Source organism: Mucilaginibacter sp., assembly GCF_039207105.1.
Classification (GTDB): domain Bacteria; phylum Bacteroidota; class Bacteroidia; order Sphingobacteriales; family Sphingobacteriaceae; genus Mucilaginibacter.
Genome location: NZ_JBCECK010000058.1, coordinates 1 through 17,357, shown reverse-complemented (window position 1 = coordinate 17,357; position 17,357 = coordinate 1). Strand labels below are relative to the sequence as shown.

15 protein-coding genes are annotated in these 17,357 nt (G+C 43.2%); 6 read left to right on the top strand and 9 right to left on the bottom strand.

What is annotated here, in order from left to right:
• Window positions 1-19: 19 nt before the first annotated feature.
• The 5 genes from AAGC65_RS13395 to AAGC65_RS13375 form a co-directional block, all read right to left on the bottom strand.
• Window positions 20-430 (bottom strand): protein-export chaperone SecB, encoded by a 411-nt coding sequence (locus AAGC65_RS13395; RefSeq protein ID WP_343112964.1) that lies wholly within the window; start codon window positions 428-430, stop codon window positions 20-22.
• Between the two features lie 6 nt (window positions 431-436).
• The gene (locus tag AAGC65_RS13390) at window positions 437-1,015 is read right to left on the bottom strand and encodes a hypothetical protein (RefSeq protein WP_343112963.1); all 579 of its coding nucleotides are present in this window, start codon (window positions 1,013-1,015) and stop codon (window positions 437-439) included.
• Window positions 1,016-1,017: 2 nt separating this feature from the next.
• The gene (locus AAGC65_RS13385; protein WP_343112962.1) at window positions 1,018-1,434 is read right to left on the bottom strand and encodes a hypothetical protein; all 417 of its coding nucleotides are present in this window, start codon (window positions 1,432-1,434) and stop codon (window positions 1,018-1,020) included.
• Between the two features lie 473 nt (window positions 1,435-1,907).
• The gene (locus AAGC65_RS13380) at window positions 1,908-2,630 is read right to left on the bottom strand and encodes a LytTR family DNA-binding domain-containing protein (RefSeq protein WP_343112961.1); all 723 of its coding nucleotides are present in this window, start codon (window positions 2,628-2,630) and stop codon (window positions 1,908-1,910) included.
• Entirely contained in the window at window positions 2,627-3,679 is a 1,053-nt protein-coding gene (locus tag AAGC65_RS13375; protein ID WP_343112960.1) for a histidine kinase, read from the bottom strand. The genes AAGC65_RS13380 and AAGC65_RS13375 overlap by 4 nt, the downstream gene beginning before the upstream one ends.
• A gap of 207 nt (window positions 3,680-3,886) precedes the next feature.
• On the opposite strand from AAGC65_RS13375, the gene AAGC65_RS13370 reads away from it, so the two are divergent.
• Complete coding sequence (locus AAGC65_RS13370; protein ID WP_343112959.1) at window positions 3,887-4,774, top strand: hypothetical protein; 888 nt, start codon at window positions 3,887-3,889, stop codon at window positions 4,772-4,774.
• Window positions 4,775-5,252: 478 nt separating this feature from the next.
• Here AAGC65_RS13370 and AAGC65_RS13365 read toward each other — a convergent pair whose 3' ends face one another.
• Together AAGC65_RS13365 and AAGC65_RS13360 are read right to left on the bottom strand one after the other, a co-directional pair.
• Window positions 5,253-7,148: a DNA topoisomerase IV subunit B gene (locus tag AAGC65_RS13365; RefSeq protein WP_343112958.1), complete on the bottom strand. Its 1,896-nt coding sequence runs from the start codon at window positions 7,146-7,148 to the stop codon at window positions 5,253-5,255.
• 439 nt (window positions 7,149-7,587) lie between these two features.
• Complete coding sequence (locus AAGC65_RS13360; protein WP_343112957.1) at window positions 7,588-8,280, bottom strand: hypothetical protein; 693 nt, start codon at window positions 8,278-8,280, stop codon at window positions 7,588-7,590.
• 312 nt (window positions 8,281-8,592) lie between these two features.
• Here AAGC65_RS13360 and AAGC65_RS13355 point away from each other — a divergent pair, with 312 nt between their 5' ends.
• Window positions 8,593-8,886 (top strand): GNAT family N-acetyltransferase, encoded by a 294-nt coding sequence (locus AAGC65_RS13355; protein WP_343112956.1) that lies wholly within the window; start codon window positions 8,593-8,595, stop codon window positions 8,884-8,886.
• A 147-nt stretch (window positions 8,887-9,033) separates the two neighbouring features.
• Here the strand turns inward: AAGC65_RS13355 and AAGC65_RS13350 are convergent, their stop codons facing one another.
• Window positions 9,034-9,801 (bottom strand): SDR family oxidoreductase, encoded by a 768-nt coding sequence (locus AAGC65_RS13350; protein WP_343112955.1) that lies wholly within the window; start codon window positions 9,799-9,801, stop codon window positions 9,034-9,036.
• A gap of 265 nt (window positions 9,802-10,066) precedes the next feature.
• On the bottom strand, window positions 10,067-11,782 hold the full coding sequence (locus AAGC65_RS13345) for an IlvD/Edd family dehydratase (RefSeq protein ID WP_343112954.1): 1,716 nt from the start codon (window positions 11,780-11,782) through the stop codon (window positions 10,067-10,069).
• A gap of 601 nt (window positions 11,783-12,383) precedes the next feature.
• Between AAGC65_RS13345 and AAGC65_RS13340 the strand changes: the two genes are divergently transcribed.
• The 4 genes from AAGC65_RS13340 to AAGC65_RS13325 all read left to right on the top strand — a co-directional run.
• Entirely contained in the window at window positions 12,384-12,989 is a 606-nt protein-coding gene (locus tag AAGC65_RS13340; protein ID WP_343112953.1) for a DUF1684 domain-containing protein, read from the top strand.
• A gap of 2 nt (window positions 12,990-12,991) precedes the next feature.
• Window positions 12,992-13,441, top strand: coding sequence for a hypothetical protein (locus AAGC65_RS13335; protein WP_343112952.1), 450 nt, complete (start codon window positions 12,992-12,994; stop codon window positions 13,439-13,441).
• A gap of 371 nt (window positions 13,442-13,812) precedes the next feature.
• The gene (locus AAGC65_RS13330; RefSeq protein ID WP_343112951.1) at window positions 13,813-15,996 is read left to right on the top strand and encodes a DUF5916 domain-containing protein; all 2,184 of its coding nucleotides are present in this window, start codon (window positions 13,813-13,815) and stop codon (window positions 15,994-15,996) included.
• A 252-nt stretch (window positions 15,997-16,248) separates the two neighbouring features.
• Window positions 16,249-17,357 (top strand): TonB-dependent receptor plug domain-containing protein (locus AAGC65_RS13325; protein ID WP_343112950.1); only part of this gene is annotated, 1,109 nt, incomplete at its 3' end.

Sequence of the window (17,357 nt, the reverse complement as noted above, 5' to 3'; positions counted from 1 at the left end):
GATATAGAAACCTGTTGATTTATTTATTCTTTTCGCTTTGTGAACGTTTAACAAAATTAACTGGGGCTAATAAAATAGGATTAATTCCGGCTTTAACAGAAAGAGAAGAAAGGTGCTCTCTTATAAACGGGTAAATTATAGCTGGTGCATTTACTGTTGCGAATTTATCAATATCCAAATCCAAACTCTCAGAAGTTGTGAATACTCCCACCATTTGAATATAAGCATTAATTTGTTTCTCTTTATTGGTCCCCGCTGTAAAAGTAAGATTTACGACCACAGTTAAAGTATTATCTGATCTTTTATCCTCCACTTCAATATCCACAGAGCTATCAAACTCTTTACTTTCAAAATCAATATTCCAAGTTCTAGTAAAAGAGCTATTAAGCAATAAAATGTGCTCTAGGTTATATGTGTGTTTTTCTGACATGTTTATTTATGCTGATAGTGCGTAATTATTTTCAACATCACCATCATCGTATTTGGTATTATCTTTGTTATCTGGTAGAATATTTAATTTTCCTGTGTCTATAGCTGAAACAACCCTTTTATAAATTTTAGAACGGATTAATTTAGATATCGTTTTTTTTGAATTAAGATTAATCTTCATTTTAAAGTGAGTTTCGATCTCAGCATCATAATTAATAAATAAATTGTCTATGGCATTATTATCAGTATTATTATGATGTACACTCAAAAGCCATTTGGGGCTATAAAAAAAAGAAGGCTTTTTAAAGTGGTCATACCCTATATATTCAAAATCTACTTTTTTCAATTTATATTCATCATCTCCTGCCAAAAAAACTACATTTTCAAATGGATATAATTCTATAAATTTAAAAATTATACTTTCTTCAATTATCTTAAAATCAGTACTGTTATTATAAGTTTCGCTTGGTGTAATTTCGATTATATGCGTATTGTTTATTTCATCATTTTCGTACCTAGCCCTTATCTCCGGAAATTGACCAATGATATCACTAAGTTGTGATTTTATAAATTCTATTGATGACATATTTAAAAAGCTTTTTGTAGAATTTTATTTATTGTGTCTGCTTTTTGAATTGAGTATCTACTATCGTCATATCCCATTTCTATATTTAAGTAGTCAGCCTCTGTTCTTGTTTTTTTTAATTTAAATATTTCTTTATTAAACGAAATCACATCAAGTTTTTTAGATTTCAAATATGTCACAGTCACATTAATATAATATTCATGTAAACCGCCTGGATTCTCAGGATTCTTTTTTTTAAAATCCCTAAAATCACTTTTCAACTTCTCATTATCTATCCCAACATTAAACAAAATAATATGCATTATATTTTGAATGCAACTGTAATATGAACAATGAATAGACGAACAGTAATAATTCTTATTATGCAAATCTTGCGCAGATGCAATATTTATTTGAGACTTAGTGGTAAGAATGCTCATTAGCAACGTGAAACAGGTTTAAATATTGAGTGAATATAATGATTAGAATTAAATTTTCACTAAATATTATCTTTTTGTTTACCTAGTTCACACATTAAAATATTTAGCTAAATTATTTCTCAAATTTCACATCAATCTCCATATTTAATTATAGCACAAAGTTCCATAAATCCTTTAATAAGAAGGTCACTATTAAGCAATTTATCATTTGCATCTATTAGTCCTAAAATAATAGATCCCGTAATCCTAAAAATCTCGGTTCAGACAACAAAAACGTTCAGGCAAAAAGCATGGGATCGCGCGATTCCCTCCCCTGGGAGGGTATAGGGAGGGGTTTCATCGATAGAGCTATTCGTTTAGAATGGCGAATAAGCCCCTCCCTGCCATTACACCAACCTCACCCTCCACAAGGAGGGAATTGAAAAAAATCCCGGCAATCTCATAATCCTAAAAAATCGTGGTTCAGACAACAATCAGTGCTCACCCAATTGTTTCAATACTATTTTGGCATAAGTATTACCTATCGGGATAATGCTACCCGCTATATCAACTTCGGTTGCTGAGTAGGACCGGATATGTTTAAGCCCGATAATAAACGACCGGTGTACACGCGCGAAATGACTTACGGGCAATTTTTCTTCAAAATAAGTGAGCGTTTGGTAGGTTATTATTTTACGATTGGTAGTGTGCAGCTGCACGTAATCTTTAAGTCCTTCAATAAACAGAATGTCTCTTAGCAAAACCCGTACCATTTTTTTGTCGGCCTTAATGTAGATGAATGCCTCCATTATATCATTTTCAGGGCTGATCTGTTGAGGCTCGGTATAGCCTCCGGGATTGGTAAGGCTTTCATATTTTTCAATGGCCTTTAAAAAACGGTCGAACGGAACTGGTTTGAGCAAATAATCAATTACATTAAGTTCAAAACTTTCCAGGGCATACTCCCTAAAGGCAGTGGTTAATATTACCGGCGGAGGATTTTTAACCGAACGCAAAAGCTCCAGTCCGCTTAACTGCGGCATTTTTATATCCAGGAAAAGCAGATCGGTCTTGTTATTTTTTAAAGCTGTAAAAGTTTCAGCTCCATTAGTACATGAGGCTACCAGCCTAAGTTGCGGCAATTGGGCAATATAACGCTCAATAATGCCGCGGGCAAGTTCTTCATCATCAGCAACTATACAGTTTATCGTTTTCATAATTCTATTTTAAGTTCGGCCTCAAACGATTCCTCGTTTTTGGTAATACTAAGGCTATGCCTGCCGGGATAAAGCAAATTTAACCGCTGTTGTACATTGGCCAACCCAATTCCCGGTTTACCCGGAATGGCTTTATTGATGAAACTGTTATCAACCTTAAAAAAAAGGTATCCATCCCGGTAATTCAGATTAATGGTTACCCAGCCCAAACCTTCTTCAACGCCATGTTTAAACGCATTCTCCACAAAGGGCAGCAGCAGCAGCGGGGCTATTTTTATACCGGCGGCGACCCCGGCGCACTGAAAGGATACCTCTACACGGTTGGCAAAGCGGGTTTGCTCAATACTGATATAATCTTTCAGGTAATTGACCTCATCGTTAAGCTCCGCTTCATCGCCCGATGTGGAATAGAGCATATAATGCATCAGTTGTGATATTTGGAGCACCAATTGTGGGGCCAGGTCTGATTTGTTGAGCGTGAGCGCGTACAGGCTGTTAAAGGTATTGAATAAAAAATGCGGGTTTATTTGAGCTTTTAACAGGTTAAGTTCGGCCGTAAATTTTTCTTTTTCGATTTGCCGCAAAAGTTTTTCTCGCTGGATATGATCTCTCATCATCCTGAAAACCATCGTAATTACAACTACAACTCCCATATCAAACGCAAGGCGGGCAATTCTTATGGGTATCCACAGTTCCTTTATCTCTTTTTTATACCTGGCGGGATCATGAACCGCCTCCCATGGTAGTATAAAATAATGAGTAAGCGCCCGGGCCAAAATACCGCCGCTTATAATCAGCAATAAAAAGAACAACCCGTACAAAACGTAGCGCCTCCGATTGTACAACCGGGGCATCAGCACCAGCAGGTTTACGTAGGTAATTACCATAGTCAGGGGAATAAATATGCCGATGATCTGCGGCGGAAGCATAAATCCCAGCTCGTCTACATCTGTCCATTTATAGGTTACCGCCGTGTATAAGATATAGGCCAGCCAAAACAGGGCATGCCTTATCAAATCCCGGTAATGAATATTTCTGAATGCCGACATAATTGGAAAAATGCTGATTTTTTATTTGCCCGGATAATTTTTTTACCAATAACCGATTACCTACCCTCAACAGGCATTTTTTTGCCACGAATAAGTTTAGCGTCCGTTAACTGCCTATTGACGACACCCTATCGGCCGCTTAGCTAAAAATAAAAAAAATGAGGTTCCTAATATCTCTCTTTGCTCAAAATCAAGCATTTAATTACAATGAAAAAGCTTTTTATAATAAGTTGCCTGCTGCTTACTGTAGTGTCACAGTCATGGGCGCAATCGTACAAAAATTATAAGCATGTACAGGAGTTAAGCAAAACAGGACCTTACAATAACACCGATGCCCAAACTTTTCCTGATTTTACTTACCAGTCTGCCTCAAATGCACAATTAGCTGAACTACGAAAAACATTTAACCTTGATTCTGTTGCCGGAGCAGGATCGCAAACTGATAAAGCTATCCGTTTATTAAACTGGTTTCACAACCAGGTACCGCATCAGGATACTTTAAATATCGATTCGTTGAACGCCATGAACGTGATCGCTTTTTACCGCACACATAAGGTTGGGCAGGGTTGTTACGTGCTCTCTATAGGTATGAACGATGTGTTTTTATCAATGGGTTTTAAATCGCGCAGCGTGATATGTTTTTCCGGGGCCTACCCCGTAGCGCATGGCGGGCATGTGGTTAACGCTTTATATATTGATTCGCTCAACAAATGGATATACATGGATCCGCAGGAAAACGCCTACATGAAAGATGAGAAAGGCGTTTTTTTAAGTGTAACGGAAGTAAGGCAGCGCATAATTGATGGCCGGCCCATTATTTTAAACAGCACAGCCAACTACCATAACATCCCTACCAAAAAGGAGGAATATGTGTACACCTTTTTGGCCGAGCATCTGTACAGAATGATATGCCCGGTGGTAAGTGAATACAACTCACAAACCATTACCAAGGGCAAAGTTTTTACTTATGTGGAGCTGTTGCCCGAAGGCAGTAAAGACCCTAAGCCCGACAGGTTTGAAACATCAGCAGGTAAAAGATACCACGTGATCACCTATCATACCAACAACAGCAGCTTGTTTTGGAAAAAGCCTTGAAAAAGCGCGACTCACCCCGACATCGCTTCGCTTGTCGACCCTCTCTTCAGCTTCGCTGGAAAGAGGGTGAAGCAATAATTTCTTTTATCTTTTTGTCTTTTATCCATCATCCTTTTTCTCTTACCCTCTTTCCGCCGCAGGCGAAGAGAGGGTGGTCCAGCGAAGCGTAGACCGGGTGAGTCTTGGGAGGGAATTGAAAATCTTCTGAACATTTATAAAAAAGCCTTGGGGCAGCGCGATTCCCTCCCTTGGGAGGGTGTAGGGAGGGGTTTCTTTAACAAGATTTTTGAAATAGTGTATAAACCCCTCCCTGCCATACACTAACCAACCTCACCCCTCCCGAGGGAGGGAACTGAAAATCTTCGGAATATTTGAAGTTCAGACATAAAAAAAGAGACACATGTGATGTGTCTCTACAAAAATTTAAAAAGAAGAAATCTAATCAATCCCTTAATCCCACAAATCCAGGTTCAGGCAATTACACTGCTACCGGCAGTGCTAAATCCTCTGCTTCCGCCGCAATCAGCGGGTTAATGCTTTCGTCGTCTTTTTCTACACGCAGGTTGTTTACAATATGCAACTGGCGACTTGGGGTATTTTTACCCATAAAGTATTCCAGCAGGCCTTTGATGTTGGCATCTTTAAGTATCACCGGGTCAAGGCGCATATCCTTGCCAATAAATAAACCAAACTCCTCGGGCGATATTTCACCCAAGCCTTTAAATCGGGTTATCTCGGGTTTGTTGCCCAGTTTGGCAATAGCGTTCCTGCGTTCCTCATCGCTGTAGCAATAAATGGTTTCCTTTTTATTACGTACGCGGAACAGCGGCGTTTGCAATATAAATACGTGACCAGCTTTTACCAGATCGGGGAAGAACTGCAAAAAGAAGGTCATGAGCAACAAGCGGATGTGCATACCGTCCACATCGGCATCGGTAGCGATCACGATGTTGTTATAGCGCAGTGCATCAAGGCCATCCTCAATGTTCAGGGCGTGCTGCAGCAGGTTAAATTCCTCGTTTTCGTAAACCACCTTTTTGGTAAGTCCGTAGCAGTTAAGCGGCTTACCTTTCAGGCTGAATACGGCCTGGGTCATTACATCGCGCGATTTGGTGATGGATCCGCTGGCCGAGTCACCTTCCGTAATAAACAGGGTGGTATCCTGGCGGCGCTCGTGGGTATCTTCAAAGTGCAGCTTACAATCACGTAGTTTACGGTTATGTAATGATGCTTTTTTGGCCCTGTCATTAGCCAGCTTTTTGATACCGGCAATATCCTTACGTTCCCTTTCCGATTGCAGGATGCGTTTCAGCAGTGCATCGGCAGCAGCCGGATTTTTATGCAGGTAGTTATCCAGTTCTTTTTTAACAAAGTCGTTAATAAAACCACGAACCGTTGGTCCTTCCGGACCAATATTTTGCGAGCCCAGTTTGGTTTTGGTTTGCGATTCAAACACCGGCTCCTGTACCTTAATAGCAATGGCAGCTACTATTGATGCGCGGATATCGGCCGCGTCATATTCTTTTTTGTAAAACTCACGTACGGTTTTAACCACTGCCTCGCGGAAGGCAGCCTGGTGCGTTCCACCCTGGGTAGTGTTTTGTCCGTTCACAAACGAATAGTACTCTTCGCCGTAAGCCTGCCCGTGGGTCATGGCTATTTCAATATCCTCTCCTTTGAGGTGAATGATGGGATAGCGCAGCGTATCAGCATCGGTATGGCGGGTAAGCAGGTCATAAAGTCCCCGTTCCGAAAAATATTTTTGTCCGTTGAAATTAAGCGTCAGGCCCGAATTAAGATAAACATAATTCCAAATCATGCTCTCTACAAACTCAGGTATAAAGCGGTAATGCCTGAAAATGGTATCATCCGGTGTAAAGTTTATGGCGGTACCATTACGTTGGGTAGTTTCCTTTTCGGCTTCGTCACGAATCAGCTCACCTTTGGCAAACTCGGCCAGCTTGGTACGGCCATCGCGGTATGATTGTACTGTGAATACGTTTGACAACGCGTTAACCGCCTTGGTACCCACACCATTTAAGCCTACTGATTTCTGGAAAGCCTTACTATCGTATTTACCACCGGTATTTATTTTTGATACGCAATCAATCACTTTACCCAGGGGTATACCGCGGCCATAGTCACGAACAGATACCTTATGGTCACTCATGTTAACCTCAATAGTTCTGCCCGATCCCATCACAAACTCATCTATCGAGTTATCAATGATCTCCTTGAGCAATACATACACACCATCATCATAAGCCGAACCATCGCCAAGTTTACCGATATACATACCGGGGCGTAAGCGGATGTGTTCCTTCCAATCCAGCGAGCGGATACTATCTTCACTATAATTAACTGCGTCTGCCATTTATAAAAGTGGATTTAAAAAAGCGCAAAATGCACCAACTGCAAAAATATAGTTTCGGCCCCGAACTTTTGGTTCAAAACTGTCAACTTATTAACATTTGTGATTTTGGTAAAATAATTTTAGAAAATCAGCTGCTTTACCGACTCACCCCAACATCGCTGCGCTTGTCGACCCTCTCTTCAGCTTCACTGGAAAGAGGGTGAAAAATATTTTTCTATTGCGAGCGACAGTGCGGCAATAAGCCCCCTCTAAGTCTCCCCCAAAAGGGGAGACTTTAAAAAGATATTTTAAAAGCCCTCTCCTTTGGAGAGGGTTGGGTGAGGCTCTTGCTTCGTCGTTCTTCCTTGCAATGACAAATTTCCTCAAGCGCCACTTTCCACCGCGGTCAACAAGCAAAGCGTAGACCGGGGGAGTAAATTACACGTCTTGAAAATTCCCCTTACACCTTAAACTTCAGGCAATTAGTAGCCCGGTCAATATTTTTGAAAAACTCGGGGTCTTTCTCATTGGTGAAGCAAACCATTACGATGGTGCCGGTATGGTTGCGCTGTAGGGTGATCAGCAAAGCGTATTTATAATGCTTGGTAGCAGGCAGATCGAGCAAATTCAGCAGGTATGATTTGCCTGCATCAGCGTTGTACCGGTCAAGTACATTTTGCGGCATATTGCGCACAAAGTAATTCCTGTCGCCGGTAAAAGTCGAGGCATGCGCCTTGCCCATATCGATATACAATGAATCGGGATTGGCCAGTTGCTTGCCGTTATCACTATCTGAGCGCTCATAGCTGGCCCAGTTTTCTTTTTGCGATTTTACCTGAAACCAAACCTCAAAGTCCTTACCTGGCATTTGCATGGCATAGTCAAAAGAAAAATCCTCATTGTTAACCGCCGGTACTTCCTTAAATCCCTTTGGAAAAGTAAAAACGACACTTGCCTGGTTCAATAATTGTGAAAACTCCCTGAATTGCGCGCTTCCCTGAATTTTGGCTGGCTGAGCCATTGGTTGTTTTCGCTTTACTGGTTTCCTGACGGTTAAATGTGGCTGCGTTACCTGAGCTACACCGGCAGTAACCAGTAACAAAAGCACAAACTGTAGTAATAACTGCTTAGCTGGTTTAACAATAGCTTTCATTTCGGGTGAAATACAATGTGCTTTAAGGTAACTTTATAAAAATTGTGTAAAAGTAGGAATACAAATCAAAACTACTTAAAAATTTAAGGAAATAAACAACAGCAACTGTGCATTTACTATTCATTTTTAACCAGTATACAAAACGGCTTAATGTTTAATTTATTTGATGCTCCAAACAAATATCATTAATTAAAATTACTTATGTTGGTGATATGGATACCCGCATTTATCTTTACTTTCAGATGTAAATAATACCGGTATGTTACCGTTTAATTATTTTTTTATTGTACTTTTTAAACAACGCCTTAATATATGAAATATCCGGATATTCCTCTTATTGATAATGTGCCCATTCATAACTACGAATTGATAGTTGAAGGTACCCGCTCTTTTGTTGACTATAAAAAACGCGGCGACAACGTATACCTGATACATACTGAAGTACCCGAAGAAATGGAAGGTAAAGGCATCGCTTCCGACCTGGTTGAAAAAACTTTCCTATACCTTGAGCAGAATAATTTAAAAATGGTACCACTTTGCGCCTACATCATATCTTACCTCAAGCGCCATCCCGAATGGAACCGCCTGCGGGCCAAGTTTGATTGATGATGTAGGGGGATGTCATTTCGAGCGATAGCGAGAAATTTTATACGGCTTGCAAATTTGCCCAGTGTGTTGCATAAGATTTCTCCGTCGCACAACGCTCATAACCTGCCCATGCTCCATCGAAATGACAAGTTCTTTATATTCCCCTTAATAAGGCGATGTGCTCACTGCCGACCATCCCCCATCTACCACTATATTTTGCCCGGTTATTTGCCTGGCCTGCGGCGATACCATAAACAGCACCGCGTTGGCCACATCCTGTACGGTACCAGCCCTGCCCATAGGGGTAATGCGTGCCCAGGTATCCTGGTAAGCGGCATCTTCCATCGTTCGTTCGGTTAGGGTAGCGCCCGGTGCTACAGTATTCACCGTGATCTGATGTTCCGACAATTCAACCACCAGGCTTTTGGCCAGCATCTCAAGCCCGGCCTTGGTCATGCCGTAAGCCGCCAAATCCTTATGAGCCTGGTGCCCTGTTACCGACGACATAAACAATATACTCCCCCCGCTTTTTTGCTGAATGATCTGCCTTGCCGCACGCTGCGCCAAAAAGAAACTACCCTGCAAATTCAGGTTCATCACGCTTTGTAATGATTGCGCCGGATAATTCAAAAAATCGCCAAATAAAGTAATACCTGCATTAGCTATGGCAATGGTAAGTTTGCCGAAGTGCTTTACCGCAGTATCAACCATATGCTGAATAAAATCAATATCAGCTGCATCGCCACCCAAAGCGATGCAGTTGCCGTCCAGTTTTACGATGGCTTCAGCAGCATTATCGGCCAGCTGCGGGTTTACATCATTGATTAATACAGCACCACCTTGCAGGGCTATTTGTTTGGCTATTTCAAAACCTATCCCCAGTCCTGCACCCGTTACAATGGCTACCTGTCCGGCAAAATTTCCGTTTGTCATATTTTGGATTTTATCAGCCTTACTATGTTTTAAAAGCTTCGTAAGTCTCTATTAATTAAAAATTGTCATTGCGAGGAACCAAGCAACCGTGAACTATTCCTACAAGACTTACGAAGTTTTTAAAACTTCGTAAGTCTTTCTCTCTACATAAATCTCTCTTTGTCATTGCGAGGAACGAAGCAACCGCGAACCATACCTATATGCTCTGTACAGAACGCGATTGCCACGCTTAGCTCGCAATGACAATCATCAATTCAATAACCAATCAATGCGAATCCCTTACCACTTCACTACCGGAGCCACCTTTTAAAAAGTCAAAATCGGCTCCCAGGTGCGCCTGCTCAACGTGTGTTTGATAAAGGTGTACATAGCCCCGCTTGCTGATGTTGGTATTTAAAACCAGCTTTTCTTTGCGGGCATTAATTTCGGCGTCGCTCACCTCCAGGTGCAGGGTGCCCGCGTAAACATCCAGACTAATAATATCGCCGTTTTGTACAACGGCCAGCGTACCGCCTACCGCCGCCTCCGGAGAAACATGCAGCACTACGGTACCAAAGCCGGTACCGCTCATGCGCCCGTCAGATATCCGCACCATATCGCGCACGCCTTTATCCAGCAGTTTTTTGGGGATAGACATGTTGCCCACCTCCGGCATGCCGGGATAACCTTTAGGGCCAACGTTTTTGAGCACCAGTACATTGGTTTCGTCAACTTCCAGGTTAGGGTCGTTTATTTTGTTCTTGTAATCTTCAATATCTTCAAACACTATGGCACGGCCGGTATGGATCATCAATTCGGTACTTGCCGCAGATGGTTTCATCACCGCGCCATTCTCACACAAATTCCCCTTCAGTACTACAATACCCGCAACCTCATTGAAAGGTTTTTTCCAGGTACCTATCAGGTCGCGGTTAAAACATTCGCTGTGCTCGTAATTGTGTTTAATGGGTTTGCCGGTAACCGTAATAGCATCTTCGTTCAATACCTCATGCAGCTCCCGCATCAGGGCTGGCAAACCACCGGCATAATAAAAATCTTCCATAAAATACTGGCCCGATGGCTGCAGGTTAGCCAGCAGCGGTATCTTTTTAGCGGTGGTATTAAAATCATCCATGTTCAGGTCGACCCCTATCCGGGCGGCAATAGCCAGCAAATGGATGATAAAATTGGTTGATCCGCCGATGGCCGCGTTTACGCTGATGGCATTTTCAAAAGCCTGAGGGGTGAGTATGTCTGATAGTTTCAAATCTTCCCGAACCATATCAACGATCCTGTTACCTGATAAATGCGCCAACACTTTTCTGCGCGAATCGGCAGCAGGAATAGCAGCATTCTCGGCCAATGAGAGCCCTAATGACTCTACCATGCAAGCCATTGTTGAGGCCGTACCCATTACCGCGCAATGCCCACGGCTGCGGGCCATGCAGGCTTCGGCGGTGTACAGATCTTCGTCGCTCATGTGACCGGCACGATGATCTTCGGCAAAGCGCCAGATATCTGATGTGCCAATGTCGTGTCCGCGGTATTTGCCCGTAAGCATGGCCCCGCCTGATACTACAATGGTCGGGATATCCACACTGCAGGCCCCCATAATAAGGGCGGGCGTGGTTTTATCGCAGCCGCAAAGCAGCACCACCCCATCAACCGGGTTGGCACGGATAGATTCTTCCACATCCATACTCACCAGGTTGCGGTACAACATGGCGGTAGGTTTTATCAAGGTTTCACCTAATGACATTACGGGAAATTCTACCGGGTAGCCACCGGCCTCATAAATACCGTTCTTTACAGATTCGGCCAATTCCCTGAAATGCGCGTTGCAGGGCGTAAGCTCCGACCACGTATTGCAAATACCAATCACCGGTTTCCCCTGTAGCTGGTGTGCGGGGATACCCTGATTTTTCATCCAGGCACGGTATATAAAGCCGTCCTTACCCGTTTTTCCAAACCATTGCCGGCTTCTTAGTGGTTTACTCTCCATAAATATTGGTATTATAGGTTCAATAGGCAAATATAATTTTCTGTAAAACGTTTCGGGTATTTAGCAGCAGATAAATGTTCATGACACCACAGGCGTTCGGCAGATTTTTAATTCCCTCCCCCGGGAGGGGTGCGATGGAACAATGTTGTGGCAGGGAGGGGTTTATACGCCATTCAAATGAATCGGGCTGTTGATAAAACCCCTCCCTGCACCCTCCCAGGGGTAATAGCCCATGAATTGACAGTTTCATCAAATCAAGCTGTTTATCGACTCACCCCGACATCGCTACGCTTGTCGACCCTCTCTTCAGCTTCGCTGGAAAGAAGGTAAGAATTTTTTTCTTTCCTCTTTATTCTTTTTTCCTTGCCCACTTTCCGCCGCAGGCGAAGAGAGGAGAGGCCGTCAAGCGAAGCGTAGACCGGATGAGTCACTTGTAAACCATGCGAATCAAAGTTATGCCTATTTATGAGCTATTACTCTCCCCAAGGGAGGGAATCGCTCAATCCCATTACTTTTTATTTTTTAGGAGCGAGGACACCCGTGTAAACCCAATCAACTCCTCCATTTTACCTATCTTTGCCCAGATAATCAAATGCTCATCATGAAAAAACTCCTGCTGCTTTTACTGTTAATTACGTCGATCAATTGCTTAGCGCAGGATCATAAAACCCAGATAGCTGAGTTCCGCAAAACATACATGGCCGATTTTTTGACAGATCCGCGCTCACCGCTCAAAAAGGAAGACCTGCAATTTTTGCGTTTTTATGATGCAGACAGCACTTACCGCGTTACCGCCAAAGTACAGCTATTGGTAAACGCCCAGGCTTTTGTTATGCCGGTGTTTAGCGGAGCCGGTAAAGAACATACCCCTTATGCCTTGCTCAAGTTCACACTCAAAGGCAAGCCACTGGAGCTTACAGTGTACAAAAACACCATGCTATCTCAAAACCCGCAGTACAGTGATTATATTTTTCTGCCCTTTATGGACGATACCAATGGTTCAACCACCTACGGCGGCGGCCGCTATATTGACCTTCTACTGGGCGATTTTAAAGATGGCAGCGTAGTGATCGACTTTAACAAGGCCTACAATCCGTATTGTGCGTTTGGCAATGGCTACACCTGCCCAAAACCACCAGATGGTAACCGCCTGGCCGTAGCTATTGAAGCAGGTGAAAAGCTTTATGCAAAAGAGGTGAAGCATTGAAGATGATGAGAATCTTAAGTATAACTTTTTTTTTGGTTATCACAATTCAGTTTGCTTTTGGGCAAAAAAGATCGCAGATACTATTTCCACCGCCAATTCTTGAATTTGACTTCACTCCTTCATGTGAGCTTCTCAATCATAAAAATGAATTAGTATACACTCGGTTTATTTATGACAGTAAGGGGAATTTACACGCTGAACAAGATTCATGCAAAAACATAAGTGCTAATCTATACCTACCTAATCACATTTTTCTTAACCCTAAATTCCTTGAGGATTTTAAAGCGGTTAGCTCACAAAAGAACAACAATTTGATTATAGATGCCGTTGGCGTATTTCAAGATGACTTATCCGGTGATGAACATGGGGTTGGGGATTTAGGTGATAATAAATATCGATTTATTTTAAAAACAGTTGTCAATATTCAAAAGATAGGCGCCAAAAAACAATAAACAACCATTTACTTGCTCACCTCGCATCCACACTACACTCCCCGAATCCTTCACTCCTACACCTCGCTCCCCGCTCCTCACACTCACCGCACCCCCCAAAAAAACTCTTCCTTAATTAAAAAAACAACGTTATATTCACGGCATCAAAGGTGTTAATCGTACACTATTTATAAACCAATTTATTGACGTTCAAGATGATCAAAAGCTTGCTGCAATTTGATGTTAAACATCATGCAATCGATGGTATACCTACTGTTACCCGGTCCTTTCGTATCAAATACATTACAAAGACCAGCCCCGCTTATTAACGCATAATGCTTAAATTTCCCTTGCCAGTAAATCGATTTAAAAAAAACAAACAAGCCTTAATTTTGAACTTAACCTTTACTTTTTCTCCAGGCAAAATATTATTAACGCTCCTGTCGTTTTGCTTACTGGCATACGGAGTATCCGCCCAAACCCAAAAAAAGAACGCGGCCTTTCAATATCATATCCGGCGAGCAGCCGGCCCCATTGTTATTGACGGCATTATGGACGATGCCTGGCTCAAGGCCGACTCGGCCAGTAACTTTTATATGGTTATCCCGATGGACACCAGCAAAGCCTCGGTACATACCGAAGTGCGCATGACCTTTGATAACAATAACCTGTACATCATAGCCACCTGCTATAACAAAGGCGAGGGCCAGTACATGGTAGAGTCGCTGAAGCGGGATTTTAACTTTGTAAAAAACGATAACTTCATATTTTTCCTTGACCCTTTTGATGCCCGAACCGATGGCTTTAGCTTTGGCGCCAACGCCGCCGGGGCCCAGTGGGATGGTACCATGTACGAGGGCGGCAAGGTTGACCTGAGTTGGGATAACAAATGGACATCGGTAGTAAAAAACTATCCCGACCGCTGGATATTTGAGGCCGCCATTCCCTTTAAAACCATCCGTTATAAAAAAGGCGTTGGTGTATGGGGTATTAACTTTAGTCGTAACGATTTAAAAACCACCGAAAAATCAAGCTGGGCACCTGTACCAAGGCAATTCCCTACCGCTTCCCTGGCCTACACAGGCTCATTAGTTTGGGACGAATTACCGCCCGATGCGGGCACCAACATTTCGCTGATCCCTTATGCGCTGAGCGGCATCTCTAAAGATTATCAGGATAAAACAGGTACCGCCTGGAAAAAAGAAATAGGCGGCGACGCCAAGATTGGCCTAACCTCCTCCCTTAACCTCGACCTTACCGTTAATCCCGATTTTTCGCAGGTAGATGTGGACCAGCAGGTGGTTAACCTGAACCGTTATGAACTCTTTTTCCCGGAAAAACGCCAGTTCTTTTTAGAGAACGGCGACTTGTTTGCCAACTTTGGCTATGCCGATATCAGGCCCTTTTTCTCGCGCCGCATCGGGCTAAACGCCCCCATCCAGTTTGGTACCAGGCTTACTGGTAAAATTGATAAAGACTGGCGCGTAGGCCTCATGGACATACAAACAGGCGCATCGGAAGCTGCCGCATCGCCCGCCGAAAATTTTGGCGTGCTTACCCTACAGCGCCGGGTATTTGCCCGCTCCAACATCGGTTTCATGATCATTAATAAAGATGCTACGGGTAGCACCACACCAGGCAACCAATACAACCGCAACGTGGGTATGGAGTTTAACCTGGCATCGTCAAACAACCTGTTAACGGGCAAGCTACTGGGTATAAAATCATTTTCGCCCGGTTTAAAGGGGCATGATTTTGTAGCTGCAGGTCACCTCCAATACCTGAGTAAATACTGGACTGCATATTTACAGGAAGAGTACGTTGGCAAAAACTACACCGCCGGTGTGGGCTACGTACCGCGTACAGGCTATAACAAGATCAGTCCGCTGTTGCTGCGTAATTTCTTCCCAAAATCAGGCGATATATTGAGCCACGGGGTGCAGCTAACTTCTAATTATTTCTTCGACGAGCGGTTTAAACGTACCGATAATGAAAGCACCCTGGCCTACATTATCACCATGCGTAACCGTAGCGTCTTCACATTATCTGGCATTAATGATTATATTAAACTATTGGTTCCGTTTGACCCAACCAATACAGGTAAAACACCGCTGCCCATCGGCACCGAAAACCATTGGAACACGGTTGATGCTCAATTTGTATCAAAACCACAGGCCCTGTTCACATACCTGGCCGAAGCTGCTTATGGCGGCTACTACCAAAACGGGCATAAAACAAGCATCATTGGTCAGTTGGGTTACCGCTTTCAGCCGTATGTAAATATTGCCATCAACAGCTCCTACAATGACCTTAAGCTGCCGCAACCTTACGGTAATACCAGTTTCTGGCTCATTGGCCCGCGTACCGATGTTACCGTAAGCAATACACTTTATTTTACTACCTATATTCAATACAACGGGCAGGTTAAAAACATCAATACCAACATCCGTATGCAATGGCGTTACAAACCGGCATCCGACTTTTTTATTGTTTATGGTGATAATTCCATTCCGTCGCCCTACACGGTTAAAAACCGCCAGCTGGTTATCAAGTGGACTTACTGGTGTAATATTTAGTGAAGAGGTGCGGGTTTTGGGTGCGTGGTGCGGGGAGTGTGGTGTGAGGAGTCAAAAAATTGTCTGAATCACGATTAAACAACTTTAAAGATCAGAAGATTCCACTACCGCGAGATTAGCGCAGCGTATCTCGTGGTTGGCATGTGGTAAGCTTTCAGCTTACATCAGCTAACAAACATACTACAAGACGCACAACTAAACCTATGGTTTTACAAGTTAAAACACATATTTTTGGACTCTACCTATCTGTTTATGTTAAAAACTTATACTGCCCTTGTGTTGGCTTTTGCAGCCACAATTGCTGCCAGTGCACAAACTAAAAAAGCTACTGCTAAAAGAGACACCACACATTTGCAAACCGTTACCGTAAAGGGTTACCTGAGCGAGCAGCCGGTTATTACTGTGCCCGCATCTGTAAGTGTTTTGGGAGCTACTCAGCTGAAATTACAACCCGATAATTCATTTGTGAGCGCGTTGAATACCGTGCCGGGTATACGGGCCGAAGAGCGGTCGCCGGGGAGTTACCGTTTATCTATCAGGGGGAGTTTATTACGATCACCATTTGGGGTACGCGATGTGAAGATTTATTTTGATGAAATACCCTTAACCGATGCCGGCGGAAACACTTATTTAAACAGCATTGATATTGCCAGCGTGCCCGGCATCGAAATATTAAAAGGTCCGGACGGCAGTTTGTTCGGAGCTAACTCCGGCGGCGTAATGCTGCTGAGCCCAACCAACCGTTATGCCGATAGCAGCTACCGCTCAATCGGTATTAATACCGGCTCCTATGGGTTATTCCACGAAAAGGCCAACATACAGCAGCAGTTTGGTAAAAACATGCTCAGCATCAACCAAAGTTATCAGGCCTATCAGGGCTATCGGCAAAATAGTAATATGAGTCGCAACTACGTACAGGTGGCCGACAAATGGAACTATAGCGGCAAAAATGAACTGCGCTTTTTAGGATTGTACTCTGATCTGGCTTATGAAACACCGGGTGGCTTAACACTGGCACAGTTCAATACCGATCCGCGGTTGGCGAGGCTGCCAACGCCTGCTGTACCCGGAGCCCTGCAACAGCATATTGGCATTACTACCACCATGTATTTGGGTGGACTGGTTAACGAGTATCATTTTACAGACCGGATACGCAACGTGCTGGCTGTTTTTGGCAACCATGTTGATTTTGCCAACCCCTTCATCACCAATTTTGAGCAGCGCAGCGAAAACACCTTTGGTTTCCGCACCTATTTTGAGCTGGCAGGCCTGCCCAAAGAAAACCTAAACTGGAAAGTGAATCTGGGTATGGAATGGCAGCAAACCAACTCCATCATTAGCAATTACGGCAATAACAAAGG

Excerpts from the sequence above, each read along its gene's own strand:
- AAGC65_RS13335 (WP_343112952.1), top strand. The coding sequence starts at position 12,992 with ATGATGAGAATCTTAAGTATAACTTTTTTTTTGGTTATCACAATTCAG.
- AAGC65_RS13360 (WP_343112957.1), bottom strand. The coding sequence starts at position 8,280 with ATGAAAGCTATTGTTAAACCAGCTAAGCAGTTATTACTACAGTTTGTG.
- AAGC65_RS13340 (WP_343112953.1), top strand. The coding sequence starts at position 12,384 with ATGAAAAAACTCCTGCTGCTTTTACTGTTAATTACGTCGATCAATTGC.
- AAGC65_RS13390 (WP_343112963.1), bottom strand. The coding sequence starts at position 1,015 with ATGTCATCAATAGAATTTATAAAATCACAACTTAGTGATATCATTGGT.
- AAGC65_RS13385 (WP_343112962.1), bottom strand. The coding sequence starts at position 1,434 with ATGAGCATTCTTACCACTAAGTCTCAAATAAATATTGCATCTGCGCAA.
- AAGC65_RS13370 (WP_343112959.1), top strand. The coding sequence starts at position 3,887 with ATGAAAAAGCTTTTTATAATAAGTTGCCTGCTGCTTACTGTAGTGTCA.
- AAGC65_RS13380 (WP_343112961.1), bottom strand. The coding sequence starts at position 2,630 with ATGAAAACGATAAACTGTATAGTTGCTGATGATGAAGAACTTGCCCGC.
- AAGC65_RS13365 (WP_343112958.1), bottom strand. The coding sequence starts at position 7,148 with ATGGCAGACGCAGTTAATTATAGTGAAGATAGTATCCGCTCGCTGGAT.
- AAGC65_RS13355 (WP_343112956.1), top strand. The coding sequence starts at position 8,593 with ATGAAATATCCGGATATTCCTCTTATTGATAATGTGCCCATTCATAAC.
- AAGC65_RS13375 (WP_343112960.1), bottom strand. The coding sequence starts at position 3,679 with ATGTCGGCATTCAGAAATATTCATTACCGGGATTTGATAAGGCATGCC.
- AAGC65_RS13345 (WP_343112954.1), bottom strand. The coding sequence starts at position 11,782 with ATGGAGAGTAAACCACTAAGAAGCCGGCAATGGTTTGGAAAAACGGGT.
- AAGC65_RS13350 (WP_343112955.1), bottom strand. The coding sequence starts at position 9,801 with ATGACAAACGGAAATTTTGCCGGACAGGTAGCCATTGTAACGGGTGCA.
- AAGC65_RS13395 (WP_343112964.1), bottom strand. The coding sequence starts at position 430 with ATGTCAGAAAAACACACATATAACCTAGAGCACATTTTATTGCTTAAT.